Here is a 26,031-nt window from a genome sequence, read left to right as displayed (position 1 = left end):
GAGTAACGATACGACGGCGACCGCTTACCAGACCTGGATGTGCCTGATCTGCGGATGGGTCTACGACGAAGAAGCAGGCGCCCCGGACGACGGGATCGCGCCTGGTACGCGCTGGGCCGATGTGCCGATGAACTGGACGTGCCCCGAGTGCGGCGCACGCAAAGACGATTTCGAGATGACCGCAATCTGATCTGCGGTCGCCGTTGTAGGGTGGGCTCCGCCCACGCGATATGGTACCTCTGCACACTACTGACGGTATTCCACGCTGCGACTGTGCACATGGTTCACCGCGTGGGCGGAGCCCACCCTACAAATGCAGCAATTCTGATGCTTACTTGGCAATCAAGTTATCAAACCAACTCTGGTCGATAACGTAATTTCTAGCCCTTCCAACAAGCTTTCCCCCCTCCCGTTTGCCCTTAGTTGACTCTGTGCAACACTTCCCGCACAAGCCCATCGCCCTATGCTATCTTGGCGGTCCATGCTGAAGTGAAACGAATATGACGACGACATCGCAGGGAGCAAATGGCCTCACGGTCATGGTGGTCGACGACAGCAACACGATCCGCCGTTCGGCCGAGATTTTCCTCACCCAAGCCGGCTACCAGGTGGTGCTGGCCGAGGACGGTTTCGACGCGCTGGCCAAGATCAACGACCACCATCCGGCCCTCGTGTTCTGCGACATCCTGATGCCGCGCCTGGACGGTTACCAGACCTGCGCCCTGATCAAGAAAAGCGCGCGCTTCCACGCGACGCCGGTCGTCATGCTCTCATCAAAAGACGGCCTGTTCGACCGCGCGCGCGGCGCGATGGTCGGCTCGAGCGCCTATCTCACCAAGCCGTTTTCCAAAGACACCCTGCTCGCGGCCGTCCGCGAGCACACGGCCCCGAAGGCCTGATACTGACATTGCGGAGCCCCCGTGGCCATTAACAAGATCCTGATCGTCGACGACTCCCCGACCGAACGCTACTACCTGACCGACATCCTGGTGAAAAACGGCTTTGCCGTCTCGACCGCCGACAACGGCGAGGATGCGCTGGTCAAGATGCGCGCCGACCGCCCCGAACTGATCCTGATGGACGTCGTCATGCCGGGCGCGAACGGCTTCCAGGTGACGCGTGCGATCGCGCGCGATCCCGACCTGGCCGCCGTCCCCGTCATCATCTGCAGCAGCAAGAACCAGGAAACCGACCGCATCTGGGGCATGCGCCAGGGCGCCAAGGATTACTTCGTCAAGCCGGTCGATCCAGGCCAGCTGCTGGCGCGCATCGCCGCGCTGGGCGCCTGATGAACGCCGCCCTTGATGCCGGCATGCTGGCGCCGCAGGCGGCGCGCCGCACCCGCCTGCGCGACTACCAGGCGCAGCTCCTGGAGCGCATGCAGGCCGCGCAAAGCGGCAGCGGCGCGACCCTGCACCAGCTGGGCGTGGCGATCGGCGGCGAGCGTTACCTGCTGGAGCTCACCGAAGCCGGCGAGATCGTGCCGCCGCCCGCGCTGGCCGTCGTGCCGCTGACCCAGCCCTGGTATCTCGGCCTGGCCAACGTGCGCGGCAGCCTGATGGGCGTGATCGACCTGGCACGCTATCTCGATCCCGATACGAGCGCCGCCGGGCCTGACGCGCGCCTGGTGTCGCTGGCGCCGCGCCTGGGCATCAATTGCGCGCTGCTCGTCACGCGCGTCCACGGCCTGCGCCGCCCGGGCGCGATGCAGGAAGAAGGCAATCGGCTGCGCGATGCCGAGGGCCATGCCTGGACGCCGCTGTCGCTGGCGGCACTGGTGCGGGACGAACGCTTCCTGCACGTCGCACTGGCCCCACGCCGATAACACACACTTATAAAAACCGCAGCATCAGGAGCCGCAATGGGAATCGCTTCCAAGATGAGTTTGAATTTCCTCCCGAAAGGGAAGGTCGAGAACGACACCGTGCTGGCGTCGCCCGACACGCGCTTCGGCGCCGACGTGCTGACGGCCGCGGCGCCTGACGAGACGGCGAGCGCGCCCGCCGGCGGTTCGGCCGAGGAAGCCATGCAGCGCCTCGGGAACGTGATGCGCGGCCGCTCCGCCGCTTCTCCTTCGGCCGAGGTGGAAGACGAGGACGAGGACGACAAACTCAGCCTGCCCTTGATCGGCCACCTGTCGCTGCCGCGCCAGCTGCGCATCCTGCTGGCCGCCTTCGGCGCCGGCATCCTGCTGACCATTCTCGGGATGTGGCAGAACGCGGCGGAGAACGCCAAGGTCGCGGCGCAAATCCAGGTCGCCGGCGACCTCCTGATGCACACCCAGCGTGCCGGCAAGGCGGCGCCGAACGCACTCGCCGGACGCGCCGATTCTTTCGGCCAGCTCGACGAAAGCCGCACCGAAGTCGACCGCAACATGCGCCTGCTGGCCAAGGGCGGCGACCTGGGCGAGGTCGCCATCCCCGGCGCCAGCGGCCGCCAGGCCGCCCAGCTCGCGCGCGTGCGCAATACCTGGAGTGCGTCCGAGCAGGGCGCGGCCAACATCCTGAAAATGAAGCCGGCGCTGATCGCCTTCGATAAAAGCGTGCGCCAGCTCGACGGCCTCGCTTCCGAGATGCTCAAGCTCACCGAAGACCTGATGACGCAGAACGTCGAGCGCGGCGCCAGCGCCGGCGAACTGGCGGCGATTGGCCGCATGATGATGCTGACCCAGCGCCTGGCGCGCGGCGCCAACCAGTTCTTCGCCATCGGCGTGCCCGACGACGACGCCGCCGTGCGCATCGGCGCCGACAGCGCGGCCTTCGAGCACGCGCTCGGCGTGCTGCTCGGTGGCGGCGCCGCCCAGCGCAACCCGGACTTGCGCGACAAGCTGGTGCAGGTCCAGACCCGCTTCAATGCCTTCCGCAAGGACTTCTCGCCCTTCCTCGACAACCCGGCCGCCTACTCGAAGGCGCGCGCCGCCGCCCGCACCATCCACCGCGACAACGAAGACGTGAAAAAGGAAGTGGCGGCGCTGCAGTCCGGCTACCGCGACCAGCAATCCTCGCAGAACGGCTGGTTCTGGCTGCTGGTGGTCGCTTCGATCTTCACCCTCGCCACCGCCGGTTCGATCAGCCGCGTCATGCTGCAGGACTCGCGTAATCGCACCCGCGGCGCGGAAAGCCGCCGCCGCGAAGCGGAAAGCCAGCGCCAGCTGGCGCAGGCCCAGGAAGAAGAAGCCAAGGCCACCAACAGCCAGAACCAGGCCGCGATCCTGCGCCTGATGAACGAACTGCAGGAAGTGGCGGACGGCGATTTGACCGTGCACGCCACCGTCTCCGAAGACATCACCGGCGCGATCGCCGACTCGGTCAACTACACGGTCGAGGAATTGCGCGGCCTGGTGCTGCGCGTGACCACCACCGCCGAGCAGGTGACGCTGGCCTCGAACGAGGCGCAGCTGATTTCCACAGGCCTGCTGGGCGCGACCGAGCAGCAGTCGCGCGAGATCGAGGAAGCGTCATCCACGGTCCGGCGCATGGCCGGCGAGATCACCGACGTGTCGAAGTCGGCCAACGAATCGGCCGAGGTGGCGCGCCAGTCGGTGGCTGCGGCGGAGCAGGGCTCGGCCGCGGTGCAGAACGCGATCCTCGGCATGCACGAGATCCGCGAACAGATCCAGGAAACCTCGAAGCGTATCAAGCGCCTGGGCGAATCCTCGCAGGAGATCGGCGAGATCACCGAACTGATTTCCGACATTACCGAACAGACCAACGTGCTGGCGCTGAACGCGGCGATCCAGGCGGCGTCCGCCGGCGAAGCGGGCCGCGGCTTCTCGGTCGTGGCCGAAGAGGTGCAGCGCCTGGCCGAACGCTCGGGCGAAGCGGCCAAGCAGATCGGCGCGCTGGTGCGGACGATTCAGACCGACACCCACGACGCCGCCGCGGCGATGGAAAAATCGACCCAGGGCGTGGTCGAGGGCGCGCGCCTGTCGGACGCCGCCGGCGCCGCGCTGGCCGACATCTCGCGCGTCTCGAACCGCCTCGCGGAACTGATCCAGGGGATCTCGTTTGCGACCGCCCTGCAGGCGACGTCCGCGAATGGCGTCGCGCACAACATGCAGCACATCCTGTCGGTGACCGAGCACACCCAGCAAGGCACCGAACAGACCGCACAATCGATCCGCCAGCTGGCCGTGCTGGCGCAGGAACTGAAAAACTCGGTGTCGCGCTTCCGCGTCGCCGCCTGAGCCGGACTTTGATATATCAAGACGACGATGACTTCATCCCAGCCCGCGCCCGCCTTTGACACCGGTCCCCTGTCCTGGGTGATCGGCGAGATCCGCGGCGCGCTCGAACGCGCCAGCACCGCCCTGCAGGACGCCGCCACGCGTTCGAGCGAAGCCCAGCCGACCCTGCTGCTGCATGCGAAGACGCATTTGCACCAGGCGCACGGCGCGCTGCAGATGGTTGACGTCGCCGGCGTGGGCCTGCTCACGGGCGCCGCCGAGCGCGCGCTGGAGCGCTTCAAGGAGCGTACGCTGGACTGCACGCCGGAGACCGTCAAGGCCGTGCGCGACGCTTTTAATGCGATCGGCGAATACCTGGACGAACTGGTGGCGGGCAGCGCACCGCAGCCGCTGCGCCTGTTTCCGTATTACCGCGCGCTGCAGGAACTGCTGGGCGCCGAGCGCATCCATCCGTCGGATCTGCTGGATGTGGATACCTCGGCGGCGCAAGTCGTCAATGATGTCGTCCCCGATTACGCGGCCTGCCGCGCCCAGTTCGAGAAGGCGCTGCTGCCATACCTGAAGAGCGCGGATGCCGCCGCCCAGCGCACGCATGCGGGCGCGCTCGCCGCCGCCATCGCGCCATTGGCCGGCACTGGCACCGCCTGGCGCGCGCTGCACACGGTCGCGGCCCTGGTCGCAGACGGCAGCCTGGCGGGCGATTTGTATGTGAAGCAGCTGTTCGGCCAGATCAATTTGCAGCTGCGCCGCCTGGCGCAGGGCCAGGCCGGTCTGCCGGACACCATGCTGCGCGATGCGCTGTTCTTCATCGCCGTGGCACCCGCTGCCAACGGCGAGGCGGCAGCATTGCGAAAAGCGTTCCGGCTCGATGGCGCCGTGCCTGCCGATTACACGGAACGCCGCTACGGCAAGGTCGACCCGGCCGCGCTGAAGGAAGCGAAGGAGGCGCTGGCCCGGTCGAAGTCCGACTGGGACCAGCTGGCCGTGCACCCGGACGATACGCGCGAGGCGGACTTCAACGACGCGCTGGCGACCCTGGCCGGCGCCAGCGACAAGCTCGGCGCGCCGGCGCTGGCCCAGCTGCTGCGCGAACTCGGCCAGGCCGCCAACGCCTCGATCGCCTCCGGCCGCAACGACCAGTTCGGCCTCGAGATGGCGACCGCGATGCTGTTCGTCGAACATGGCCTGGACCAGGTGCGCCAGCTGCCCGAGGATTTCGGCCAGCACGCGGAAGTGGTGGGCCAGCGCCTGCTGGCCCTGGCCGCCGGCCAGACGCCGCCGCAGGCGCCCGACTGGCAGAACGAATTGGCGCAGCAGATCCAGCAGGGCCAGACCGTGGCGGTGCTGGCGGGCGAGATCAAGTCCGGCCTGCGCCAGGTCGAAAAGCTGCTCGACGAGTACTACGACGAACCGCAGCACAAGCGCGGCGCGTTGGATGCCGCCGCGCCCGTGCTGCACCAGATCCAGGGCGCGCTGTCCATCCTCGACCAGGAAGCGGCGGCGCGCACCGCGCACCACGTGCGCGAGGCGGTGGCGGAACTGGCCGCGGGCGACGGCGACGTCCAGGCCCAGGCCGGCGCCCTGCACAACATCGCGCGCAACATCGGCGCGCTCGGCTTTTTCACCGACATGCTGGCGCAGAACAGCGACAGCGCGAAGGGCCGCTTCGTCTTCGACGAGGAAGCGGGACTGCTGCGCGAACTGAGCTTCGAGCAGGCCGGTGCGGCGCAGGAGAACGTGCCGGCGCCCGAGGCCGTTGACGTAACTGAGGCGCCCACGGCCGAAGAGGATGCCGGCATCGATGCCGAGCTGCTCGAGATCTTCGTCATCGAGGCGGGCGAGGTGCTCGACACGATCGCCGCCACGCTGCCCGAACTGCGGCGCGACCCGCAGGCGCAGGATGCGCTGACCATCGTGCGGCGCGCCTTCCATACGCTCAAGGGCAGCGCGCGCATGGTCAGCCTCGAGGACTTCGCGCTTGGCGCCGCCGCGCTGGAGCGCGTGCTGAACGTCTGGCTGGCCGATGGCCGCGCCGCCACGCCGGATCTGCTCGATCTCGCCGAACACGCGCATGCCGAGCTGACGCCCTGGGTTGCCGAACTGGCGGCCAATGGCGCCTCGGCGCGCGGCAGCGCCGGGTTGATCGCCGCGGCCGAACGCGTGCAGAACGGCGGCAGCTTCGCCGTCGAGACGCCACAGGCTCCGCAAGCGCCCGCGCCGGAACCGGAACGCGAGCCGGCCAGCAATGTGTTCGCGCTGCCGACGGCCACCCGTCCCGCGCCGAGCGCCGACGAGAACCTGCACCGCGTCGGCACGCTCGAGATCCCGCTGGCCCTGTACAACATCTATGTGGCCGAAACCGACGAGCTGCTGCGCCTGCTCGAGCGCGACGTCGGCGAGTGGCGCCACGAGGCGGGCCGCCCGGTCAGCGCGGAAGCGCTCAAGGCCGTGCACACGCTGGCGGGCACCTCGGGCACGGTCGGTTTCCTCGCCCTGCGCGACCTGGCGCAGGCGCTGGAGACCATGCTCGAGATGCTGGCCGCGCCCGGCCTGGTGCTGAACCCGGCCCAGCACGACGTCCTCGATGCCGTGCTGGCGCGCGTGCGCCAGATGCTGCAGGCTTTTGGACGCGACGAACTGGCGCCCGAGCAGCCCGACATGCTGGCCGCCCTCGACGCCTTGCGCGAGGAACTGGCGCAGCAGCAGGCCGCCGCCGCGTATGGCGACGCCGCGCCGGACCTGGCGCGCCAGCTCGACGACCTGTTTGCGCAAGCTTACGACAGCCTGCTGGCCGAGCCGCCTGCCGCGCCGGAGACTGTGCAATCCGAGCCCGCTGCATCTACGGAACCTGCGGCCGATCCGTTCGACTTCGATATGGACGCGCTGTTCGATGCGCCGCAGGCGCAGGAAGAAGCGCCCGTGCCGCAACAGGAGCCGGTGGCGCAAGCCGAGCCGGAACCAGAGCCGGAACCAGAGCTGCAACCGGAACCGGAACCCGAACCGGAAGCGATCGAACGCCCCGTCGCGCTGGCCGCCGATGCGCTCGCCCCCGAGCCGGTGCTGCACGACGAACTCGATCCCGACCTGCTGCCGGTCTTCCTGGAAGAGGCGGCCGACCTGCTGCCGCAGATCGGCAACGGCCTGCGCCAGTGGCAGCACAATCCGCAGGATCCGGCGCCGGCCCAGGGCCTGCTGCGCACCCTGCACACGGTCAAGGGCAGCGCGCGCATGGCCGGCGCGATGCGCATCGGCCAGCACACGCACGAGCTGGAAACGCAGGTCGAGAACATGGTCCATGCGGGGACCACCGCGCCGGCCGCGTTCGACGAGCTGATGGCCAACTACGACACGGCGCTGGCCCTGTTCGAACAGCTGGTGCAGCCGGCGCAGGCGCCGGAAGCCGATGCGGCCACGCAGGACGCTGCCGCCCCGGCCGTGGAAGCGCTGGCGCCGAGCGAGACGCGTACGCCGCTGGTGCGGGTACGCGCCGACATCCTCGACCGCCTGGTGACCCAGGCCGGCGAAGTCTCGATCACGCGTTCGAAGCTGGAAAACCAGATGGGCGTGCTGAAAGGCGCGCTGGCCGAGTTCTCGGACAACCTGGGCCGCCTGCGGCGCCAGCTGCGCGAAGTCGAGATGCAGGCCGAATCGCAGATCGCCTCGCGCATGTCGATCGCCGGCGAGCGCGAATTCGACCCGCTCGAATTCGACCGCTTTACGCGCCTGCAGGAACTCACGCGCATGATGGCCGAAAGCGTCAACGATGTCGCCTCCTTCCACGAGTCGCTCTCGCGCACGGTGGACGGCGCGGGCGAGGAGCTGGCGGCGCAGTCGCGCATGACGCGCGATTTGCAGCGCGACCTGATGCGGGTGCGCATGGTGCCGTTCGCGAGTTTGTCCGAGCGCCTGTTTCGCGTCGCCCGCCAGACGGCCAAGGAGACGGACAAGCGCGTGAACCTGGACATCCGCGGCGGCGCCGTCGAGATCGACCGCAGCGTGCTGGAACAGATGGCCGCGCCTTTCGAACACCTGCTGAGGAACGCCATCGTGCACGGCATCGAAGCGCGCAGCGAACGGGCGGCGGGCGGCAAGCCGGATACGGGCGAACTGCTGGTGCAGGTCAGCCAGGAAGGCAACGAGGTCGTGCTGCAGTTCAGCGACGACGGCGCCGGCCTGGACCTGGCGCGCATCCGCGAGAAGGCGGTAACACTTGGCCTGGTCGCACCGGATGCCGAACTGGGCGACGAGCAGGCCGCCGAACTGATTTTCGCGCCGGGCTTCTCGACCGCCGACACGCTGACCGAACTGGCCGGCCGCGGCGTCGGCATGGACGTGGTACGCTCCGAAGCGCAAGCCCTGGGCGGACGCGTGACGATCGACACCAGGGCCGGGCAGGGCACGCGCTTCACGATCCGCCTGCCGCTGACCCTGGCCGTGACCCAGGTGGTGCTGGTGGCCAGCGCCGCCCGCACCTATGCGTTGCCTTCGACCCTGGTCGAGCAGGTGCTGCAGGTGCGCGAGCCGGACCTGGCCGCTGCGTTCGAGGCCGGCACGCTGGAAGCGAACGGCGAGCTGCTGCCTTTCCACTACCTGCCGGCGCTGCTGGGAGAGGGAGAGCGCTTCGAGCCGGGCCTGCGTTCGCGTCCGGTGCTGGTGCTGCAAGGCGCGGGCGAGCGCATCGCGCTGCAGGTGGACGAGGTGCTGGGCAACCGCGAGGTGGTCATCAAAAACCTCGGGCCGCAGCTGGCCCGCGTGCCGGGCATTGCCGGCGCCACCGTGCTCGGCACCGGCGACATCGTCCTGATTTTGAATCCCCTGGCGCTGGGCCGCAATGCCGGCAGCCTGAACACGGCGCCTGCGGTGGCCCAGCCGGCCCCGGTGCACCGTCCGACCGTGATGGTGGTCGACGATTCGCTGACGGTGCGCCGCGTGACCCAGCGCCTGCTCGAGCGTGAGGGCTACCGTGTCGCGCTGGCCAAGGATGGCGTCGACGCTTTGGCGCAGCTGCCGCAAGTGCATCCCGACCTGATGCTGGTCGATATCGAGATGCCGCGCATGGACGGGTTCGACCTCGTGCGGCATGTGCGCGGCGATGCGGCGACGGCCAATCTGCCGGTGATCATGATCACCTCGCGCACGGCCGATAAACACCGCAACTACGCGCTCGGATTGGGTGTGAATGCGTATTTCGGCAAGCCGTTCCAGGAGCCGGTGCTGCTGGGGGCGATTGCGGGGTTGTTGAATGGCGAGATGCCGGAGGCGTGATCGGTCTGCGTACGCTGTAACGCGTGGAGTCGGGGCTCCACCCTACGATTCACTCTATGCGTAGGGTGGAGTCCCGACTCCACGCGTTCGTGCCCACGCACACCCGACCGCGTCACCCGCCTTTAACAACGGCAAACCGCTCCAAGGTCCGCTGCCGCGCCTCCGCATGATCCACGACAGGCCTTGGATAATCCTCCCCCAGCACGATCCCGCACGCCTTTAACTCATCCTCCGGCACCAGCCACGGCGCGTGCACATCGCGCGCATCGAGCTTGCTCAGCTGCGGCAAATACCGCCGGATGAACTCTCCGTTCTTATCGAACTTCTGCGACTGCGTGGTCGGATTAAAAATCCTGAACCACGGCTGCGCATCGCAGCCCGTCGACGCCGCCCACTGCCAGCCGCCGACATTCGACGCCAGGTCGTAGTCATTGAGCCGGCGCGCAAAATAACGCTCGCCCCAGCGCCAGTCGATGCCCAGGTCCTTCACCAGGAAGCTGGCCGTCACCATGCGCAGCCGGTTGTGCATGAAGCCCGTCGTGTTCAGCTGCGCCATCGCCGCGTCCACCAGCGGATAGCCGGTGCATCCCTCGCACCAGGCCGCGAACAGCGCCGAGGCGGCGTCGCCCGCTTCCCATGCGACCGCGTCGAAAGCCGGCTTGAACGAAGCCTGCGCGATGTGCGGATGGTGGAACAGGACCATCGCGTAGAAGTCGCGCCAGACCAGTTCCGACAGCCACACCGGCGCGCCGGCGCCGCCCGCGCCATTGGCCATCATCTGGCGCAATGTCCGCACCAGGTGGCGCACCGAGGTGGTGCCGAAGCGCAGGTGCACCGACAGGCGGGAAGTCGCGTCCAGCGTCGGAAAATCGCGCGCGGTGCCATAGTCGGCCAGGCGCGGCAGGAAGCTTTCGAAGGCGTCGCTTGCGCCCCTCATGCCGGCCGCGGCGGGCAGGGGACCGTCGTCGAAGCCGAGCGCGGCAAGTGTGGGCAAGGGCGTCAACGGGACCGGCGCCAGGGCCGCCGCATACGGTTCGATCGGCCAAGGCGCGATGCTGTCCGGCTGCGCCTCGAGGCGCTTGAGCCAGGCATTTTTGTACGGGGTGAACACGCCGTAGATGCCGCCGGCCAGCGTCAGCACTTCGCTTTTTTCGAAGACCACCTGGTCCTTGAAGCGCAGCAGCGTGCGTCCCTCGGCCTGCAAAGCGTCGGCCACCTCGGCGTCGCGTGCGATCGCGTCCGGTTCGTAGTCCTCGTTGACGTACACCGTGCCAGCCCCGAGCTGGGCCGCCAGGCGCGGGATCTCGCTGCGCGCCGCGCCGTGCAGCACGATCAGGCCGCCGCCCAGCTTGCGCAGTTCGGTGTCGAGTTCGATCAGGCTGGCGTGGATGAAGCGCACCCGGCGGTCGTCGCGTGGCAGGCCGGCCAGGATGGCGGTATCGAACACGAAGACGCAGGCGACGCTGCCGCCGTCCTGGACGGCATCGCGCAAGGCGTGATGCAGGGCGGCATGGTCGAAAGCGCGCAGGTCGCGCCGGAACCAGACCAGGCTCTTGCTTTTCGGAATCATCGTGTTTTCAGTCAACAGGGCGCCCCATTTTACGGGCTAGGATCGAAGGGTTGCGTCTTCGTTTGTGCCGAATAGCGGGTCATTCGCCGCGCGCGCAACGGCCCCAAAATGGCCGCTGGCGCGTTTCAGTGTAAACTATCGAAAAGTCCAATGTTGTTGTCTGGATACTTGTAGAGCGAGCCAACAGAGAGTCAGCGTATGAAGAAAAGTAAAATCGGCACAACTCTGCCCATGGCCGGCCTGCCGCAGGCAAGCGAAACGCTCGGCAATATCGGCCCGGCGCCATCAGGCTTGAATTTGGCCAATCATTTCCTCATCGCCATGCCTTCCATGGATGACCCGATCTTCGGCGGCGCGGTGGTCTATATCTGCGAGCACAACGAGAAAGGCGTGCTCGGGGTCGTCATCAACAAGCCGACCGACATGACGATGGAGGTGCTGTTCGACCGCATCGACCTGAAGGTGGCCGAAGGCCTGCGCGCGCAGGTGGTGGACGAGCCGATCATGTTCGGCGGCCCGGTCCAGGACGACCGCGGCTTCGTGCTGCACAGCCCGGGCGGACGCTATTCCTCCTCGCTGAACGTGACCGAAGAAGTCGCCTTCACCACCTCGATCGACGTGCTCGAGGCGGTCGCCAGCGGCGCCGGTCCCGCGCGCATGCTGGTGTCGATCGGCTATGCCGGCTGGAGCCCCGGTCAGCTGGAAGAAGAAATCTCGCGCAACGGCTGGCTCACCGTCGGCGCCGACGCCCACGTCCTGTTCGACCTGCCGATCGAGGAGCGCTACACCGCCGCCATCAAACTCCTGGGCATCGACCCGATGATGCTCGCCACCGAGGCCGGCCATGCGTGATGTTGGTTGATATCGATGGTTGATATCGTTCTAGGCTTCGACTTCGGCATCAAGCGGATCGGCATCGCGATGGGCAATACGCTGACCGGGCAGGCGCAGCCGCTCACGGTCATCAAGGCCATCGACAACGCCACCCGTTTCAGCACCATCGGCAAGCTGATCGACGAATGGCGCCCGGCGCGCCTCGTCGTCGGCGAGCCGCGCCATCCCGACGGCGCCGAGCACGACATGACCCTGCGTGCGCGCCGCTTCGCCAATCAATTGAACGGCCGTTTCAACCTGCCGGTCGAGCTGGTCGACGAGCGCTACTCGTCGGCCGTGATCCCCGCCAAGCGCGGCGAGATCATCGACGCCAAGGCCGCCGCCATCATTTTGCAACAGTACTTTGACGATCATGCCAACAACTAAACAAGACTTCGATGCCGAGGCGCTGTATCGCGCCCTGCTCGAACAGGTGCGCGCGGGCCTGGCCGACGTGCCGGACGCCGCCATCGTCGGCATCCATTCGGGCGGCGCCTGGCTGGCCGAACGCCTGGCCGGCGACCTCGATTTGAAAAGCCGGCTCGGCTTCATCGACGTCTCCTTCTACCGCGACGACTACGCGAAGAAGGGCCTGCATCCGGACGTGAAGCCGACCCACATCGGCTTCAACGTCGACGGCGCCACCATCCTGCTGGTCGACGACGTGCTCTACACGGGCCGCACCACGCGCGCGGCGATCAACGTGCTGTTCGACTACGGCCGCCCGGCCTGCATCAAGCTGGCGGCGCTGGCCGACCGCGGCGGGCGCGAACTGCCCGTGGCGCCCGACTTCGTCGGCGTGACCACCACGCTCGAAGGCGCGCAACTGCTGTCGCTGGCACGCGACGCGTCCGGCCAACTCTCGCTCACGATCGAAGAAGACAATGCCGATTCTGCACAATAACCCGCAACTGAACAAACACGGCGAGCTGCAGCACCTGCTCACCATCGAAGGCCTGCCCAAGGCCATCATCAACCACATTCTCGACACGGCGCAGAGCTTCGTCGGCATCTCCGACCGCGAGGTCAAGAAGGTGCCGCTCATGCGCGGCAAAAGCGTGTTCAACCTGTTCTTCGAAAACAGCACGCGTACCCGCACCACCTTCGAGATCGCCTCGAAGCGCCTGTCGGCTGACGTCATCAACCTGAACATCCAGGCTTCCTCGACCACCAAGGGCGAGTCGCTGCTCGACACGATCGACAACCTGGCGGCCATGCACGCCGACATGTTCGTGGTGCGCCACGCGCAGTCGGGCGCGCCCTACCTGATCGCCAAGCACCTGAACGACAGCGGCCAGAACGACATCCACGTCGTCAACGCCGGCGACGGGCGCCATGCGCACCCGACCCAGGGCCTGCTCGACATGTACACGATCCGCCATTACAAGCAGGACTTCACGAACCTGCGCGTGGCCATCGTCGGCGACATCCTGCACAGCCGCGTGGCGCGTTCGGACATCCATGCATTGACGACGCTCGGTGTGCCGGAAGTGCGCGCCATCGGCCCGCAAACCCTGCTGCCGGGCGGCCTCGAACACATGGGCGTGCGGGTCTTCAACAACATGGACGAAGGCCTGAAGGATGTCGACGTCATCATCATGCTGCGCCTGCAGAACGAACGCATGTCGGGCGCGCTGCTGCCTTCGGCCCAGGAGTACTTCAAGAGCTACGGCCTGACGCCCGAGCGCCTGGCGCTGGCCAAGCCGGACGCGATCGTGATGCACCCGGGGCCGATGAACCGCGGCGTCGAGATCGACTCGGCGGTGGCCGACGGCAAGCAGGCCGTGATCCTGCCGCAGGTGACCTTCGGGATTGCGGTGCGCATGGCGGTGATGAGTATTTTGGCGGGAGGCAGGGCGTGAACTTCGCACGGATGAAACTACATATCAAGAACGGGCGCCTGATCGACCCGGCAAACAACATCGACCGCGTGGCGGACCTGTTCGTCGTGGACGGCAAGGTAGCCGCTATCGGCGACGCGCCGGCCGGCTTCACCGCCGACGAGACCATCGACGCCACCAATCTCGTGGTCGCGCCCGGCCTCGTGGATCTCTCGGCGCGCCTGCGCGAGCCGGGCTACGAATACAAGGCGACGCTGGAATCCGAAATGCGCGCAGCGGTGCAGGGCGGCGTGACTTCCCTGGTCTGCCCGCCCGACACCGACCCGGTGCTGGACGAACCCGGCCTGGTCGAGATGCTGAAGCACCGCGCGCGCAACCTGGACCTGGCCCACGTGCACCCGCTGGGCGCGCTGACCATGGGTCTGAAAGGCGAAGCGCTGACGGAAATGGCGGAATTGACCGAAGCCGGCTGCATCGGCTTCGCCCAGGCCGAGGTGCCGATCCTCGACACCAACGTCCTGCTGCGCGCTCTGCAGTACGCGAAAACCTTCGGCTACACGGTCTGGCTGCGTCCGCAGGATGCGCATATCGGCCGCGGCGGCGTGGCCCACAGCGGCCCGCTGGCGTCGCGCCTGGGCCTGTCCGGCGTGCCCGTCATGGCCGAGACCATCGCGCTGCACACGATCTTCGAACTCGTGCGCTCGACCGGCGCCCGGGTCCACCTGTGCCGCATCTCGTCAAGCGCGGGCCTCGAGCTGATACGCGCCGCCAAGAAGGAAGGCTTGCCCGTATCCTGCGACGTCGGCGTGCACCACCTGCACATGACGGACGCCGACATCGGCTTCTTCGATTCGAACGCGCGCCTGACGCCGCCGCTGAGGAGTGGCCGCGACCGCGATGCGATCACCGCCGGCCTGCTCGACGGCACCATCGACGCCGTCTGCTCGGACCACACTCCGGTCGACGACGACGAGAAGCTGCTGCCCTTCGCCGAAGCCTCGCCCGGCGCCACCGGCCTGGAGCTGTTGCTGTCGCTCACCCTGAAATGGGCGCAGGAGCAGCGCGGCCAGGATGCGCTGCCGCGCGCGCTGGCGCTGATCACCTCCAGCGCCGCCCGTACGGCCGGCCTGGATGCGGGCAGCCTGGGCGTGGGCGCGCAAGCCGATATCGTCGTCTTCGATCCGGACGCGCGCTGGAAGGTCGAAGGCGCGGCCCTGGCCAGCCAGGGCAAGCACACGCCTTTCCTCGGCTATGAGCTGAGCGGCCAGGTGCAGGCGACCATCGTCGGCGGACGCATCGCCTACCAGCGTTAACATCAGCGTTCAAAGCGCGGGGCGAAAGCCCCGCTTTTCATTCATGACCCGACTTCGCCTCGCCTGGCGCCTTGCGCGCGTGACCGTCCACCTGCTGGCCGGGCTGGCGACCTGCGCGCTCGTCTTCCCCTGGGCCAGCCGCACGCTGCGCGACAAGGCGACCCGGCGCTGGTCGCGCCGCCTGCTGGCGATCTGCAACGTGCGCGTGGAAAGCGCGCCCGGCGCGCCGGCGCTGGAACATGCGCTGTTCGTGGCAAACCACATCTCCTGGCTCGACATCTTCGTCCTCAATTCGCTGCATCCCTGCCGCTTCGTCGCCAAGGCCGAGATCCGCAGCTGGCCGGTGCTCGGCTGGCTGGCAAGCGCCGCCGGTACGGTCTTCATTGCGCGCGGCAACCGGCGCGAACTGCGCCACATTTTTAAAGGGATCGTTTCGGTGCTGGAGCAGGGCGAGCGCGTCGCCTTCTTCCCCGAGGGGACGGTCGGCCAGCAGGGCGGCGTGCTGCCCTTCCATGCGAACCTGTTCGAGGCCGCGATCGACGCGAAGGTGGCGCTGCAGCCCTGCGCGCTGGCCTATCTCGATGCAAACGGCGGCTGGCACCGCAGCGTCGACTACATGGGCGAGGTGACCTTCGTCGACAGCCTGCTCACGATCCTGAAAGGCGCGCCGGTGCGCGCGCGCGTAGCCTGCCTGGCGCCCCTGGAGGGCAGCGGCGCCCATCGCCGCGAACTGGCACAGGCGGCACAGGACGCGATCCAGGCGGCCTTATCGGGAGCCGCCACGGAGCAGGCCTAGGTCTTGCCGGCGTGCGGCCGGTACTCGGGGCAATCGACCTGCAGCAGGCCACGGTCGTCGAGGCAGACGGCGGTCAGCTTGCCGCCCCAGACGCAGCCGCTGTCCAGGCCCACCAGGTTGGGGCGCAGGATCAGGCCCAGCGCCGACCAGTGGCCGAACACCACCGTCACGTCGGTGGTGCGCCGTCCCGGCAAATCGAACCAGGGCAGCAGGCCGGAGCCGATCGGCCCGCTCTCGCTTTCCTTGTGCGCGAAATCCATGGTTCCGTCGGGCAGGCACAGCCTCATGCGGGTAAGGGCGTTGACGATGCAGCGCAGGCGCTCAATGCCCTGCAGATTGTCGTCCCAGCGGTCGGGCTGGTTGCCGTACATGTTGGCGAGGAAGTCGATCCAGCCCGGGCCGCGCAGCACCTCCTCGATCTCGCCCGCCAGCGCCATCGTCTGCGCCGCATCCCACTGCGGCGCGACCCCGGCATGCACCAGCAGGTGGGCATCGACGAACATCGCCAGCGGGCGTTGGCGCAGCCAGGCCATGAGTTCGTCGCGGTCGGGCGCGGCCAGGATCTCCTCGAGGGTGTCGGATTTGCTGGCGCGCTGGGCGCCGGCGGCCACCGCCAGCAGGTGCAGGTCGTGGTTGCCGAGCAGGGCCTCCACGCGGCCGGCGCTGCTTTCGGCCAGCGCCTTCATGCGCCGCAGGGCCAGCAGCGACTCCGGGCCGCGGTTGATCAGGTCGCCGACAAACAGGATGCGGGCGTCGCCCCTGGCGTCCCGGGCGATCTTGTCGAGCAGGGCTTCGGCCTCGTGGGCGCAACCCTGCAGGTCGCCGATGACATAGGTTTTCATAAGCTCGTTTCCTGCCGCCTGGGGCATGGCTGCCGCGGCGGATATTTTTGTTCGATAATGCCGCCCTCGCAGTAATGCGGACGGATGTGCCGTGGGGGCATACTAAATGATTTTGCCGGGGGGCGTCGTGCCGCGGAGCGGAGACGCGCCGTATCCGACGACGGCGCCAGAATCCGAAGCGGCGATTGCCGGTGTATGAACAGCCGACGATTTATTATCGGCTGACCACGCTGATGCAGACGGGAATTCGGTGGTTCCCGATTATCTCGACCGCGGGAATTTACTGCTTCCGGCAATTGCCGGGCGATGGAGCGCAATGGAGTTTGTCCCCGCATTAGGCCATGCAGCGCGCTCCCGGGCAAACGCGCCTGCTTTATGGCGTAAGCGAATCCAGTCCGGCGGCAAGGCCTTGTCGATCGAGGAAAAGCCGCAGGTCCTGAAATCGCATTATACGGTGACCGGGCCGTATTTCGGCGATGGCGGGGTATGCGCCATTGCGGCCAGCCTGCTTCTCTCGGCCTGAGGCTCACGCGAAATCACCGATATTAACCAGGCTTATCTGTCGGGCGGGCGATTGCAGCTCGGACTGATGGGACGCCAGGGCTGAAAGGCGCGATGCCCGAAGAAATGGCATTCCAGATGGGCTGAATCGACGCGGCGCAGCTGCAATGCCGGACCGGTGCGGCATACCCGATATCGCCAATACCTGCTGCCATTGCCTGAGGAAGGCGTACTGAAATAAACCGGCCGCCATGGGCGTTGCGACGGCGCCGCATTTTGCGTTGCAGCCACGCCGCCACACGCGATTTGGCGCAATTTCCAACACTGTGCAGACGCTACACTGACGTGCCCGTGATGAGGATGCTTATCCGGTTAGAATAGAACCAGCCTCTATGCATGCACGCTAACGTGCATCGTCTACCGCTGCCGCAGCGCCTGAGCGGCCGCCTGATGCGCTGTGGAACCGCGGGATACCCATGTTTTCCTTCTTCGTCAGCTTCGTCTGCTCGGCCCTGCTGACCCTGCTTGTGATCAAGCAGGCGAAGTTGCGCGGCCTCGCTCTCGATACCGACTACAAGGGCGTGCAACGGGCGCATATGCACCTGGTGGCCCGGATCGGCGGCTTGCCGATCTATCTGTCGGTGGTGCTGGCCGCCGCGATCTCGATCGCGCGCCAGCCGGTGCCGCTGCAAACGCTGCCCTTGCTGCTGTTGTGCGCCTTCATCGCCTTTCTCGGCGGCGTGCTGGAAGACTATACGGGGGCGGTGCGTCCTTCGCGCCGGCTGTTGCTGACGATGGCCGGCGCCATGCTGGCCTACCTGATGCTCGATGCGAAGATCGAACGCATCGACCTGCCATTCGGCCTCGTCATCCTCGCCTCAGGCTGGATTGCCTTCCCGCTGACGGTATTGGCGGTGGCGGGGATTGCGAATGCCGTGAATATCATCGATGGCTTCAATGGCCTGGCCAGCATGGTCACGATCTGCATGCTGCTGTCGCTGGCCTATGTGGCGCTGCAGGTGGACGACATGTTCATCCTGATTACGGCCTTGATGGTCGCCGGCGCCACGGCCGGCTTCCTGATCTGGAATTATCCGGTCGGCCTGATTTTCCTTGGCGACGGCGGCGCCTATTTCATTGGATTCATGCTCGGCGAGCTGGCCCTGCTGCTGGTAATGCGCAACCCGGAAGTGTCGACCTGGTACGCGGCATTGCTCTTGATTTATCCTGCATTTGAAACAATCTTTTCCGCTTACCGACGTATGTTTGTGCGCGGAAAATCTCCTGCGGTTCCCGACGGTATTCACTTGCACAGCCTTATTTTCAGGCGTATTGTCAGGTGGACTGTCGGTAAAAAAGAAGCGCGGGCTCTGCTGCAGCGAAATGCAAGGACATCACCTTATTTGTGGTTGTTTTCACTGATGGCCGTCATCCCTGCTACATTGTTCTGGAAAAATACAATCGTCTTGATAGTATTCTGTTTATTGTTCGTAATCAGCTATCTGTGGTTGTATGCGCGTATTGTTCGATTCAAGTCCCCTAGATGGCTGATTTCGCGCAAGAAGGACTGGCAATAAATTGCCAATGTAGTATATTGCGACATTTGGTGAGAATTCACCTGAATTGGACTAAACCCAACTTTCGAGGAACGATGATGGATCTGTCAAATATGTCGATTGGCGATTTGCGCAACCTGCAGGAGCAAATCAAACAGGAAATGAAACAGCGCGAGCACCAGGAAGTGCAGCAGGCACGCGAGCAGATCCTGGCAATTGCTCAAAAGGTGGGCGTGCCGCTGAAAGACCTGATCAATACTCCTGCGCGCGGAAGCAAAACGGGTTCGGTCGCAGTGCGTTATCGTCACCCGGACAATTCGTCGCAGCAATGGACTGGCCGCGGCCGCCAGCCGAAATGGGTGAAAGAATGGGTCGAGGGTGGCAAATCCCTGGACAAGCTGCGCGTTTAAATTTTTACCCATCGTTACCGGCGCTCGCGGGTAACGCACCCTGGCCGGCCAGCGGTTTCCCCGATGGCCGCGCTTGCCGCTACAATACCCCCTGTTTTGTCATCCTCTCATCATTGGCGTTGGCCGCTCTTCGCGCTGTTCGACTGCGCGGGCCGGCAAGCATGGCGGCGCTCGACTTTTCAAGGTAGAACATGGTTGCTCTCTCAAAAACGATTTTCAAGGCTTATGACATTCGCGGCGTGATCGACAGCACGCTCGACGCCGGCGTGGCACGCAGCATCGGCCAGGCCTTCGGCCGGGCGGCGCTGGCCAAGGGAGAGCGCAAGGTCGTAATCGGCCGCGATGGCCGCCTGTCGGGCCCGAGCCTGGCTGCAGCCCTGGCCGAAGGCCTGCAGGCCGCCGGCGTCGACGTCGTCGACCTCGGCATGGTTGCCACCCCGATGGTCTACTTCGCCACCAATGTGCTGGAAGGCACCCGCTCGGGCATCATGGTCACCGGCAGCCACAACCCGCCGGACTACAACGGCTTCAAGATGGTGCTCGCCGGCGAGGCGATCTACGGCGAGGCCATCACCGGCCTCTACGACAGCATCCAGGCGCACGACGGCGGCAGCGCAGCGGTCAAGGGCGGCTATAGCACCCACGACATCCGCGCCGCCTACCTCGAACGCATCATCAAGGACGTCAAGATCGCGCGTCCGATCAAGATCGCGGTCGACTGCGGCAACGGCGTCGCCGGCGCCTTCGCGGGCGACCTGTACCGCGGCATGGGCTGCGAGGTCATGGAACTGTTCTGCGAAGTCGATGGGCACTTCCCGAATCACCATCCGGACCCGGCGCATCCGGAAAACCTGCAGGACCTGATCCGCGCGCTGCAGACCAGCGACGCCGAGATCGGCCTGGCCTTCGACGGCGACGGCGACCGCCTCGGCATCGTCACCAAGGATGGCCACATCATTTATCCGGACCGTCAGATGATGCTGTTTGCGGCCGATGTCTTGTCGCGTAACCCGGGTGCCGAAATCCTCTACGACGTGAAGTGCACGCGCCACCTGGCGCCGTACATCGAACAGCACGGCGGCCGTCCGCTGATGTACAAGACCGGCCACTCGCTGGTGAAGGCCAAGCTGAAGGAAACCGGTGCGCCGCTGGGCGGCGAAATGAGCGGCCACATCTTCTTCAAGGACCGCTGGTACGGCTTCGACGACGGCCTGTATTCGGGCGCGCGCATGCTCGAGCTGCTGACGAAAACCGACGATCCGTCGGCGCTGCTGAACGCGCTGCCGATGGCGATCAGCACGCCGGAACTGCACCTGCACCTGAACGAGGGCGAGAACTTCGCGCTGATCGACAAGCTGCGTACCGACGCAACATTCCCGAGCTCGGAAAAGATCAACGACATCGACGGCCTGCGCGTCGAGTACCCGGATGGCTTCGGCCTGGCCCGCTCGTCGAACACGACCCCGGTCGTGGTGCTGCGCTTCGAAGGCGAGAACCCGGAAGCGCTGGCGCGCATCCAGGACGAGTTCCGCAGCGTGATCCTGGCCGCCAAGCCGGATGCCAAACTGCCGTTCTGACGCGATTTAAAGAGATGAAGATTCTGCTGGTGCGGGTGTCGTCCCTGGGCGACGTCCTGCACAACCTGCCGATGGTGGCCGACCTCCTGCGCCGCCACCCGCAGGCGACGATCGACTGGGTAGTGGAAGAGGGCTATGTCAGCCTCGTGCGCCTCAATCCCCACGTCCGCAAGGTCATTCCGTTCGCGCTGCGGCGCTGGCGCAAGGGCTTGCGCAATCCCGCCGTGCGCGCCGAGATCAAGGCCTTCTTCCGCACCCTGCGCGAAGAGGAATACGACCTCGTGTTCGACACCCAGGGTTTATTGAAGACCGGGATCATCATGGGCGCCGCGCGCGTGCGCAAGGGCGGACGCAAGGTCGGCCTGGCCAACGGCAGCGAGGGCTCCGGCTACGAAGGGATCTCGCGCATCTTCCATACCGAGAGCATCCCGCTCGATCCGCGCACGCACGCGGTCGCGCGTGGGCGCCTGGTGGCCGGTGCGGCGCTCGGCTACGCCGTCGATACCCCGCCCGACTTCGGCCTGCCGCCGCCTGACACCGCGCAGCGTCCCGATTGGCTGCCGCGCGAGCCGTACGCCGTCTTCTTCCATGGCACCGCGCGCGACGCCAAGAAATGGGCGCCTGAAAATTGGATCGCCACCGGACGCGCCTTGTCTCCGATGCCGGTGCTGCTGCCCTGGGGTTCCGAAGGAGAAAAGCGCGAAGCCGAGGCGCTCGCCGCCCACCTGCCGAACGCGCGCGTGCTGCCGAAGCTGTCGATGATGGATGCGGTGACGCTGGCGCAGCAGGCGGCGCTGGTGATCGGCGTCGATACCGGCCTGACCCACATCGCGGCCGCCTTCTACCGGCCGACGGTGGAGATCTACGCCGACTCGCCGAAATGGAAGACCGAAGGCAACTGGTCGCCGCGCATCCTCAACCTGGGCGAGAAGGGCGCGCCGCCTTCCAGCGATGAGGTGATCGCCGCCGCGCGCCGCCTGCTGGAAGCGCAATGAACCGCACGCTGTACTCCTTCCTGTGGTGGCTGGCGCTGCCCATCGTGCTGGCGCGCCTGTGGTGGCGCGGACGCAAGGAGCCCGGCTACCGCGCGCAGTGGGCCGAGCGCCTCGGCTTTTATCCAGGCGTGCCGCGCGTGCCGCTGACCTTCATGGTGCACGCGGTCTCGGTGGGCGAGACGCGCGCCGCGCAGCCCCTGGTCGAAGCCCTGCTGGCGCGATGGCCGGACAGCCGCGTGCTGCTGACCCACATGACCCCGACCGGCCGCGCCACCGGCCGCGCGCTGTTCGCGCAGCATGGCGCACGCGTCATTCAATCCTACCTGCCTTACGACACCGGCTTCATGGTGCGCCGCTTCCTGCGCCATTTTGCGCCACGCATCTGCATCCTGATGGAGACCGAAGTGTGGCCGAACCTGATTGCCGGCTGTGCCGCGCAGCGGGTGCCGGTGGCGCTGGTCAATGCGCGCCTGTCGGAACGCTCGCTGCGCCGCGGCCAGCGTTTCGGCACCCTGATGTCGGGCGCGGCGCGCGCGATCACGGTCGTCGCGGCGCAGACCGGGGACGACGCGGCGCGCATCCGTTCGCTCGGCGCGCCGAAGGTCGTGGTCACGGGCAGCATCAAGTTCGACGTGGTGCCGCCGCAGGCCGTGCTCGATACCGGCGCCCGACTGCGCGAGCGTTTCAAGGAGCGCCCGGTCTTCCTGTGCGCCAGCACGCGCGAAGGCGAAGAGTCTCTGATCCTGGACGCCTGGACGCGCCTGCAGGACAAGCCGCAGCGCGCGCTGCTGGCCATCGTGCCGCGCCATCCGCAGCGCTTCGACGAGGTCGCGCAGCTGGTGCGCGCGCGCGGCCTGTCGCTGCAGCGGCGTTCGGAGATGACCGGCGCTGCCGTCGATGCCGACGTGCTGCTCGGCGACTCGATGGGCGAAATGTTCGCGTATTACGCTGCCTGCGATTGCGCCTACATCGGCGGCAGTCTGCTGCCCCTGGGCGGACAGAACCTGATCGAGGCCTGCGCGCTGGGCAAGCCGGTATTGGTCGGCGAGCACACCTTCAATTTCCTCGATGCGACCGAGGAAGCGGTCGCGGCCGGCGGGGCGCTGCGCGTACCCGATGCGGATAGCCTGGCGGCGCAGGCCGTGCGCCTGCTATGCGACGCGCATGCGCGCACGCAGATGGGCGCCGCCGCGGCCGCTTTCGCAAGCCGTCATCGTGGCGCGACCCTGCGCACTGTTGAACTCTTGCAACAGGAATTCGATTAGGTTTTGATACCATTGCTTTTTGAGTTCGGCAGAAAAAGGGGATGCGCATGTCGTCGTTAAATCACCCGGGACCGGCCGGTAGCAACAAGCCGATGACCATGGTGGCGCACGGTGCGACCGATGGCGGCGAGGGCTTCTATGGTTCCGCCAACACGTCCTCCTTGCCGACGGTCGGCACCAAGCTGGGCGACCTTCATTTCTTCGTACGCTACTCACTGCGCGAGTACATCGGCTTCATGTGGCAGCACGGCGGCTTCCTGATCCGCCGCCGCCGCATCCGCTGGCCGGCCAGCCTCTACCTGCGCATCAAGAGCACTGCCAGCGCGGCCCTGAACTTCGTCCTGCTCGGACGCGGGCGCCGCACCTACGAATTCACCATCGACGAACACGGCATCGTGCGCACCAGCGGCGGCGTGACCCTGATCGGGTGGTCCGACGTGACGGCCGTGCGCACCTATTCGCGCGGCTTCATGATGGTGCTGAAACGCGGCACGCTTCCGATTCCGTTTCGCTGCCTGGACGAGGCGCAGCGCGGCGCGATGCGCGGGCTGGCGGAGGCGCGGCGGGATCACGTGCTGAGGTAGGGCTGACGTGCGCTGAACGCGTGGGCGGGATTTAGTCCCCCGGACTAAATCCCCCGCCCACCCTACAGGTCATAGCCACACGTGAACGAAGGGACGTAAGGTGGGCGGGTCTTCCGCCCACGCGTTCAGTGGGCGCTGTGACTGCCGCACACTACCCAATCAGTCGGTAAACAACACCGGCATCTCATGCGAGCGCCGCCGCAACTCCAGCCGCGCCCCATCGTAATCCGCATACACCGACCCCACCACCGCCCAGAAGCGCGGGCTGTGGTTCATCTCCTTCAGGTGCGCCAGTTCGTGCACCACCACATAATCGAGCAGCGGCAGCGCGTAGTGCACCAGGCGCCAGTTCAGGCGGATGCTGCCGCCGATCGTGCACGAACCCCAGCGCGTGCCGGCCGAGGACAGGGTCAGGGAGCTGTAGCGCACGTCCAGCTGCGGCGCATAGAAGTCCAGGCGTTCGACGAACAGGCGCTTGGCCTCGGCCTGGAACCACAACTTGACGCGCTCCTTCAGCTGCCACTCCGACAGGCCGGGCGTGACGCCGACATTCAGCTCGCGCGTCTCGCCATCGAACACGCAGTGGCTGCGTGCGGCCGGCTGCAGGCGCAGCGTGATGTCTCCACCAAGGTAGGGCAGGCGCGCGCCGTCTTCCCATTTGACCGGGGGCCGCTCGGCGCGCTTGGCGCGGCGTTCGCCGCGTTCATGCAGCTTGGTGAGGATCCAGCGCTGCTTGGCGCGGATCGCGTTGTCGATGTCGGTCAGGATGGCGCGCCGCGGCGCCGTCACGTGCAGGCCGTCGTCGTCGATCATGAAGCCGATCGAACGGCGCGAGGAGCGTTTCAGTTCGTAGTCGACCGCGTAGTGGCCCAGCACGATGCGGCGCAGGGGCGGATCGTCGGGGCTGCGGGGAGGCGAGGGCAGCGTGATGCGCGGCGGCGCGGGCGGCGCCTTGAACAGCGGCTGCGGAGGCGGCGGAGCCGGCGGCAAGGCGACCGGCCTTGCGGCCGGCGCCAGTACCGCGAACGGGTCCTGCGTGGCAGGGCCCTGGCTAAACAGGTCCAGCTGGGACCCGGCAATCTTGGGGGAAGTCATGGCGTGCAGAGGTGGAGGTGCTTTGATCTGCGCGCCGACTTCGTTCAGCCATCGGTGTAGACGTGGGGCGAAATGACGCGCATTTCTGATTCTATCCAATTTTCGACCTCTTGCATCAGACTGTCGGGAGTATGGTGTTGCGGCGAGATCGGTTTGCCGATCGAGACCGTCACGAGCCCTGGCCGCTTGATGAAGGAATTCTTCGGCCAGCACTCACCTGAATTATGCGCGATCGGCACGACGACGGCTTGGGTTTCTACCGCAAGACGTGCACCGCCGCTCTTGTACTTTCCCTTTTTTCCAACAGGGATGCGGGTCCCTTCCGGGAACATGATGATCCACTGGCCGTCATTGAGGCGCCGCTTGCCGTGGCGGACCACGTGGGCGAAGGCGTTCTTGCCCTCGCTGCGGTCGATCGGGATCATGCGCAGCAAGGCCATCGCCCAGCCGAAGAAGGGAATGTAGAGGATCTCCTTCTTGAAGACGAAAACCAGCGGGCGCGTCAGGTTCGGCAGCAGGAAGATGGTCTCCCAGGCCGACTGGTGCTTCGAGAGCACGATCGCCGGCGCGTCCGGCAGGTTCTCGTAGCCCTTGAACTGGTAGCGAATGCCGCAAATGACCTTCGCGCACCAGATGATGAAGACGTTCCAGCGCGAGGTCACCCAGAAGCGCTTGTTGTAGGGGAGCGGCGCGACGAGGAAGCAGACGCAGGCCCAGATCACGGTGGCGACCACCATCACGACGGCAAACAGCAGGGAACGCAGGAACGGGACGACGGTACGCAAGAAGGTCTCTCTTTTTTGGTTTTAGTTGGGCTGCACGCGCGGCGTCTTGAGCAGCGCCGTGACCATCGCGGCCAGGTCGGGGTAGACCTGGGTGCCGGGCGGCAGGCCGCCGGTCTGGTGGGTCTTCTCGCCCTTGCCGGTCAGGACCAGGTTGGGCAGGCAGCCTTTGACGTAGCCGGCCTGCAGGTCGCGCAGCGAGTCGCCTACCGTCGGCACGCCCTTCAGGCTGACCTTGAAGCGCTTGCTGATCTCCTCGAACATGCCGGCCTTCGGCTTCCTGCAGTCGCAGTTGTCGATCGCCGCGTGCGGGCAGAAGAACACGGCGTCGATGTCGGCGCCGACCTGCTGGGCGAGGTTGTGCATCTTCTGGTGGATCGCGTTCAGGGTCGGCATGTCGAACAGTTCGCGCGCGATGCCGGACTGGTTCGAGGCGATGATGACGCGGTAGCCGGCCTGGTTCAGGCGCGCGATCGCCTCGAGCGAGCCGGGGATCGGAATCCACTCGGCCGGGCTTTTGATGAAATCCGGCGAGTCGTGGTTGATGACGCCATCGCGGTCGAGAATGATCAGCTTCATG

The 26,031-nt window shown here is 66.4% G+C and carries 24 protein-coding genes; 19 read left to right on the top strand and 5 right to left on the bottom strand.

Annotated elements, in window-relative coordinates; all coding sequences use genetic code 11:
• Positions 1-37 precede the first annotated feature (37 nt).
• The 6 genes from ACFPQ5_RS18450 (at position 38) to ACFPQ5_RS18425 (ending at position 9,451) form a co-directional block, all read left to right on the top strand.
• Entirely contained in the window at positions 38-190 is a 153-nt protein-coding gene (locus tag ACFPQ5_RS18450) for a rubredoxin (RefSeq protein WP_136221333.1), read from the top strand.
• Positions 191-500: 310 nt separating this feature from the next.
• Positions 501-899, top strand: a complete 399-nt coding sequence (locus tag ACFPQ5_RS18445; protein WP_379759040.1) for a response regulator — start codon at positions 501-503, stop codon at positions 897-899.
• A 21-nt stretch (positions 900-920) separates the two neighbouring features.
• A complete protein-coding gene (locus tag ACFPQ5_RS18440) occupies positions 921-1,289 on the top strand; it encodes a response regulator transcription factor (protein WP_379759037.1) in 369 nt (122 codons plus the stop codon).
• Entirely contained in the window at positions 1,289-1,825 is a 537-nt protein-coding gene (locus ACFPQ5_RS18435) for a chemotaxis protein CheW (protein WP_379759034.1), read from the top strand. Before ACFPQ5_RS18440 ends, ACFPQ5_RS18435 begins: the two co-directional genes overlap by 1 nt.
• Positions 1,826-1,861: 36 nt before the next feature.
• Entirely contained in the window at positions 1,862-4,186 is a 2,325-nt protein-coding gene (locus ACFPQ5_RS18430; protein ID WP_379759031.1) for a methyl-accepting chemotaxis protein, read from the top strand.
• Positions 4,187-4,213: 27 nt separating this feature from the next.
• Positions 4,214-9,451, top strand: coding sequence for a hybrid sensor histidine kinase/response regulator (locus tag ACFPQ5_RS18425; protein ID WP_379759028.1), 5,238 nt, complete (start codon positions 4,214-4,216; stop codon positions 9,449-9,451).
• Between the two features lie 112 nt (positions 9,452-9,563).
• Here ACFPQ5_RS18425 and ACFPQ5_RS18420 read toward each other — a convergent pair whose 3' ends face one another.
• The gene (locus ACFPQ5_RS18420) at positions 9,564-11,021 is read right to left on the bottom strand and encodes a cryptochrome/photolyase family protein (protein WP_379759025.1); all 1,458 of its coding nucleotides are present in this window, start codon (positions 11,019-11,021) and stop codon (positions 9,564-9,566) included.
• A 198-nt stretch (positions 11,022-11,219) separates the two neighbouring features.
• On the opposite strand from ACFPQ5_RS18420, the gene ACFPQ5_RS18415 reads away from it, so the two are divergent.
• The 6 genes from ACFPQ5_RS18415 to ACFPQ5_RS18390 are packed head-to-tail and all read left to right on the top strand — an operon-like array spanning position 11,220 to position 15,844.
• On the top strand, positions 11,220-11,873 hold the full coding sequence (locus tag ACFPQ5_RS18415) for a YqgE/AlgH family protein (RefSeq protein WP_379759022.1): 654 nt from the start codon (positions 11,220-11,222) through the stop codon (positions 11,871-11,873).
• A 15-nt stretch (positions 11,874-11,888) separates the two neighbouring features.
• Positions 11,889-12,281, top strand: coding sequence for a Holliday junction resolvase RuvX (gene ruvX / locus ACFPQ5_RS18410; protein WP_379759019.1), 393 nt, complete (start codon positions 11,889-11,891; stop codon positions 12,279-12,281).
• Positions 12,268-12,798 (top strand): bifunctional pyr operon transcriptional regulator/uracil phosphoribosyltransferase PyrR, encoded by a 531-nt coding sequence (gene pyrR, locus ACFPQ5_RS18405; RefSeq protein WP_379759016.1) that lies wholly within the window; start codon positions 12,268-12,270, stop codon positions 12,796-12,798. Before ruvX ends, pyrR begins: the two co-directional genes overlap by 14 nt.
• Positions 12,779-13,756: an aspartate carbamoyltransferase catalytic subunit gene (locus ACFPQ5_RS18400; protein ID WP_379759013.1), complete on the top strand. Its 978-nt coding sequence runs from the start codon at positions 12,779-12,781 to the stop codon at positions 13,754-13,756. The genes pyrR and ACFPQ5_RS18400 overlap by 20 nt, the downstream gene beginning before the upstream one ends.
• Positions 13,757-13,767: 11 nt before the next feature.
• Positions 13,768-15,048, top strand: coding sequence for a dihydroorotase (locus tag ACFPQ5_RS18395; protein ID WP_379759011.1), 1,281 nt, complete (start codon positions 13,768-13,770; stop codon positions 15,046-15,048).
• Positions 15,049-15,091: 43 nt separating this feature from the next.
• Positions 15,092-15,844 (top strand): lysophospholipid acyltransferase family protein, encoded by a 753-nt coding sequence (locus ACFPQ5_RS18390; RefSeq protein ID WP_379759008.1) that lies wholly within the window; start codon positions 15,092-15,094, stop codon positions 15,842-15,844.
• On the opposite strand, the gene ACFPQ5_RS18385 is transcribed toward ACFPQ5_RS18390, so the two are convergent.
• On the bottom strand, positions 15,841-16,686 hold the full coding sequence (locus tag ACFPQ5_RS18385; RefSeq protein WP_379759005.1) for a symmetrical bis(5'-nucleosyl)-tetraphosphatase: 846 nt from the start codon (positions 16,684-16,686) through the stop codon (positions 15,841-15,843). The two genes, ACFPQ5_RS18390 and ACFPQ5_RS18385, sit on opposite strands and share 4 nt — an antisense overlap.
• A 316-nt stretch (positions 16,687-17,002) precedes the next feature.
• Between ACFPQ5_RS18385 and ACFPQ5_RS18380 the strand changes: the two genes are divergently transcribed.
• The 7 genes from ACFPQ5_RS18380 to ACFPQ5_RS18350 all read left to right on the top strand — a co-directional run bounded on the left by ACFPQ5_RS18380 (position 17,003) and on the right by ACFPQ5_RS18350 (position 23,574).
• Complete coding sequence (locus ACFPQ5_RS18380; RefSeq protein ID WP_379759002.1) at positions 17,003-17,209, top strand: hypothetical protein; 207 nt, start codon at positions 17,003-17,005, stop codon at positions 17,207-17,209.
• 454 nt (positions 17,210-17,663) lie between these two features.
• The gene (locus ACFPQ5_RS18375; protein ID WP_379758999.1) at positions 17,664-18,764 is read left to right on the top strand and encodes a glycosyltransferase family 4 protein; all 1,101 of its coding nucleotides are present in this window, start codon (positions 17,664-17,666) and stop codon (positions 18,762-18,764) included.
• A gap of 77 nt (positions 18,765-18,841) precedes the next feature.
• On the top strand, positions 18,842-19,153 hold the full coding sequence (locus ACFPQ5_RS18370; RefSeq protein ID WP_379760159.1) for an H-NS histone family protein: 312 nt from the start codon (positions 18,842-18,844) through the stop codon (positions 19,151-19,153).
• 191 nt (positions 19,154-19,344) lie between these two features.
• The gene (locus ACFPQ5_RS18365; RefSeq protein WP_379758996.1) at positions 19,345-20,730 is read left to right on the top strand and encodes a phosphomannomutase/phosphoglucomutase; all 1,386 of its coding nucleotides are present in this window, start codon (positions 19,345-19,347) and stop codon (positions 20,728-20,730) included.
• 14 nt (positions 20,731-20,744) lie between these two features.
• A complete protein-coding gene (gene waaC / locus ACFPQ5_RS18360) occupies positions 20,745-21,725 on the top strand; it encodes a lipopolysaccharide heptosyltransferase I (protein ID WP_379758993.1) in 981 nt (326 codons plus the stop codon).
• On the top strand, positions 21,722-22,990 hold the full coding sequence (waaA, locus tag ACFPQ5_RS18355; RefSeq protein ID WP_379758990.1) for a lipid IV(A) 3-deoxy-D-manno-octulosonic acid transferase: 1,269 nt from the start codon (positions 21,722-21,724) through the stop codon (positions 22,988-22,990). Before waaC ends, waaA begins: the two co-directional genes overlap by 4 nt.
• A 47-nt stretch (positions 22,991-23,037) precedes the next feature.
• The gene (locus tag ACFPQ5_RS18350) at positions 23,038-23,574 is read left to right on the top strand and encodes a YcxB family protein (protein WP_379758987.1); all 537 of its coding nucleotides are present in this window, start codon (positions 23,038-23,040) and stop codon (positions 23,572-23,574) included.
• A gap of 159 nt (positions 23,575-23,733) precedes the next feature.
• Here the strand turns inward: ACFPQ5_RS18350 and ACFPQ5_RS18345 are convergent, their stop codons facing one another.
• The 3 genes from ACFPQ5_RS18345 to gmhB form a co-directional block, all read right to left on the bottom strand.
• The gene (locus ACFPQ5_RS18345) at positions 23,734-24,669 is read right to left on the bottom strand and encodes a M48 family metallopeptidase (RefSeq protein ID WP_379758984.1); all 936 of its coding nucleotides are present in this window, start codon (positions 24,667-24,669) and stop codon (positions 23,734-23,736) included.
• 44 nt (positions 24,670-24,713) lie between these two features.
• A complete protein-coding gene (locus ACFPQ5_RS18340; protein ID WP_379760157.1) occupies positions 24,714-25,406 on the bottom strand; it encodes a lysophospholipid acyltransferase family protein in 693 nt (230 codons plus the stop codon).
• 69 nt (positions 25,407-25,475) lie between these two features.
• Complete coding sequence (gmhB, locus tag ACFPQ5_RS18335; RefSeq protein ID WP_379758981.1) at positions 25,476-26,030, bottom strand: D-glycero-beta-D-manno-heptose 1,7-bisphosphate 7-phosphatase; 555 nt, start codon at positions 26,028-26,030, stop codon at positions 25,476-25,478.
• Position 26,031: the final 1 nt, after the last annotated feature.

The organism is Massilia suwonensis, from assembly GCF_042655665.1.
Taxonomy (GTDB): domain Bacteria; phylum Pseudomonadota; class Gammaproteobacteria; order Burkholderiales; family Burkholderiaceae_D; genus Telluria; species Telluria suwonensis.
This window is presented reverse-complemented; position numbering and strand designations above follow the sequence as displayed.

Excerpts from the sequence above, each read along its gene's own strand:
- ACFPQ5_RS18345 (WP_379758984.1), bottom strand. The coding sequence starts at position 24,669 with ATGACTTCCCCCAAGATTGCCGGGTCCCAGCTGGACCTGTTTAGCCAG.
- ACFPQ5_RS18375 (WP_379758999.1), top strand. The coding sequence starts at position 17,664 with ATGTTTTCCTTCTTCGTCAGCTTCGTCTGCTCGGCCCTGCTGACCCTG.
- ACFPQ5_RS18400 (WP_379759013.1), top strand. The coding sequence starts at position 12,779 with ATGCCGATTCTGCACAATAACCCGCAACTGAACAAACACGGCGAGCTG.
- ACFPQ5_RS18430 (WP_379759031.1), top strand. The coding sequence starts at position 1,862 with ATGGGAATCGCTTCCAAGATGAGTTTGAATTTCCTCCCGAAAGGGAAG.
- ACFPQ5_RS18380 (WP_379759002.1), top strand. The coding sequence starts at position 17,003 with ATGGAGTTTGTCCCCGCATTAGGCCATGCAGCGCGCTCCCGGGCAAAC.
- ACFPQ5_RS18350 (WP_379758987.1), top strand. The coding sequence starts at position 23,038 with ATGTCGTCGTTAAATCACCCGGGACCGGCCGGTAGCAACAAGCCGATG.
- ACFPQ5_RS18390 (WP_379759008.1), top strand. The coding sequence starts at position 15,092 with ATGACCCGACTTCGCCTCGCCTGGCGCCTTGCGCGCGTGACCGTCCAC.
- ACFPQ5_RS18385 (WP_379759005.1), bottom strand. The coding sequence starts at position 16,686 with ATGAAAACCTATGTCATCGGCGACCTGCAGGGTTGCGCCCACGAGGCC.
- ACFPQ5_RS18435 (WP_379759034.1), top strand. The coding sequence starts at position 1,289 with ATGAACGCCGCCCTTGATGCCGGCATGCTGGCGCCGCAGGCGGCGCGC.
- waaC (WP_379758993.1), top strand. The coding sequence starts at position 20,745 with ATGAAGATTCTGCTGGTGCGGGTGTCGTCCCTGGGCGACGTCCTGCAC.
- ACFPQ5_RS18425 (WP_379759028.1), top strand. The coding sequence starts at position 4,214 with ATGACTTCATCCCAGCCCGCGCCCGCCTTTGACACCGGTCCCCTGTCC.
- ACFPQ5_RS18340 (WP_379760157.1), bottom strand. The coding sequence starts at position 25,406 with ATGGTGGTCGCCACCGTGATCTGGGCCTGCGTCTGCTTCCTCGTCGCG.
- waaA (WP_379758990.1), top strand. The coding sequence starts at position 21,722 with ATGAACCGCACGCTGTACTCCTTCCTGTGGTGGCTGGCGCTGCCCATC.
- ACFPQ5_RS18450 (WP_136221333.1), top strand. The coding sequence starts at position 38 with ATGTGCCTGATCTGCGGATGGGTCTACGACGAAGAAGCAGGCGCCCCG.
- ACFPQ5_RS18445 (WP_379759040.1), top strand. The coding sequence starts at position 501 with ATGACGACGACATCGCAGGGAGCAAATGGCCTCACGGTCATGGTGGTC.
- ACFPQ5_RS18370 (WP_379760159.1), top strand. The coding sequence starts at position 18,842 with ATGGATCTGTCAAATATGTCGATTGGCGATTTGCGCAACCTGCAGGAG.
- ACFPQ5_RS18365 (WP_379758996.1), top strand. The coding sequence starts at position 19,345 with ATGGTTGCTCTCTCAAAAACGATTTTCAAGGCTTATGACATTCGCGGC.
- ACFPQ5_RS18420 (WP_379759025.1), bottom strand. The coding sequence starts at position 11,021 with ATGATTCCGAAAAGCAAGAGCCTGGTCTGGTTCCGGCGCGACCTGCGC.
- ruvX (WP_379759019.1), top strand. The coding sequence starts at position 11,889 with ATGGTTGATATCGTTCTAGGCTTCGACTTCGGCATCAAGCGGATCGGC.
- ACFPQ5_RS18395 (WP_379759011.1), top strand. The coding sequence starts at position 13,768 with ATGAAACTACATATCAAGAACGGGCGCCTGATCGACCCGGCAAACAAC.
- pyrR (WP_379759016.1), top strand. The coding sequence starts at position 12,268 with ATGCCAACAACTAAACAAGACTTCGATGCCGAGGCGCTGTATCGCGCC.
- ACFPQ5_RS18415 (WP_379759022.1), top strand. The coding sequence starts at position 11,220 with ATGAAGAAAAGTAAAATCGGCACAACTCTGCCCATGGCCGGCCTGCCG.
- gmhB (WP_379758981.1), bottom strand. The coding sequence starts at position 26,030 with ATGAAGCTGATCATTCTCGACCGCGATGGCGTCATCAACCACGACTCG.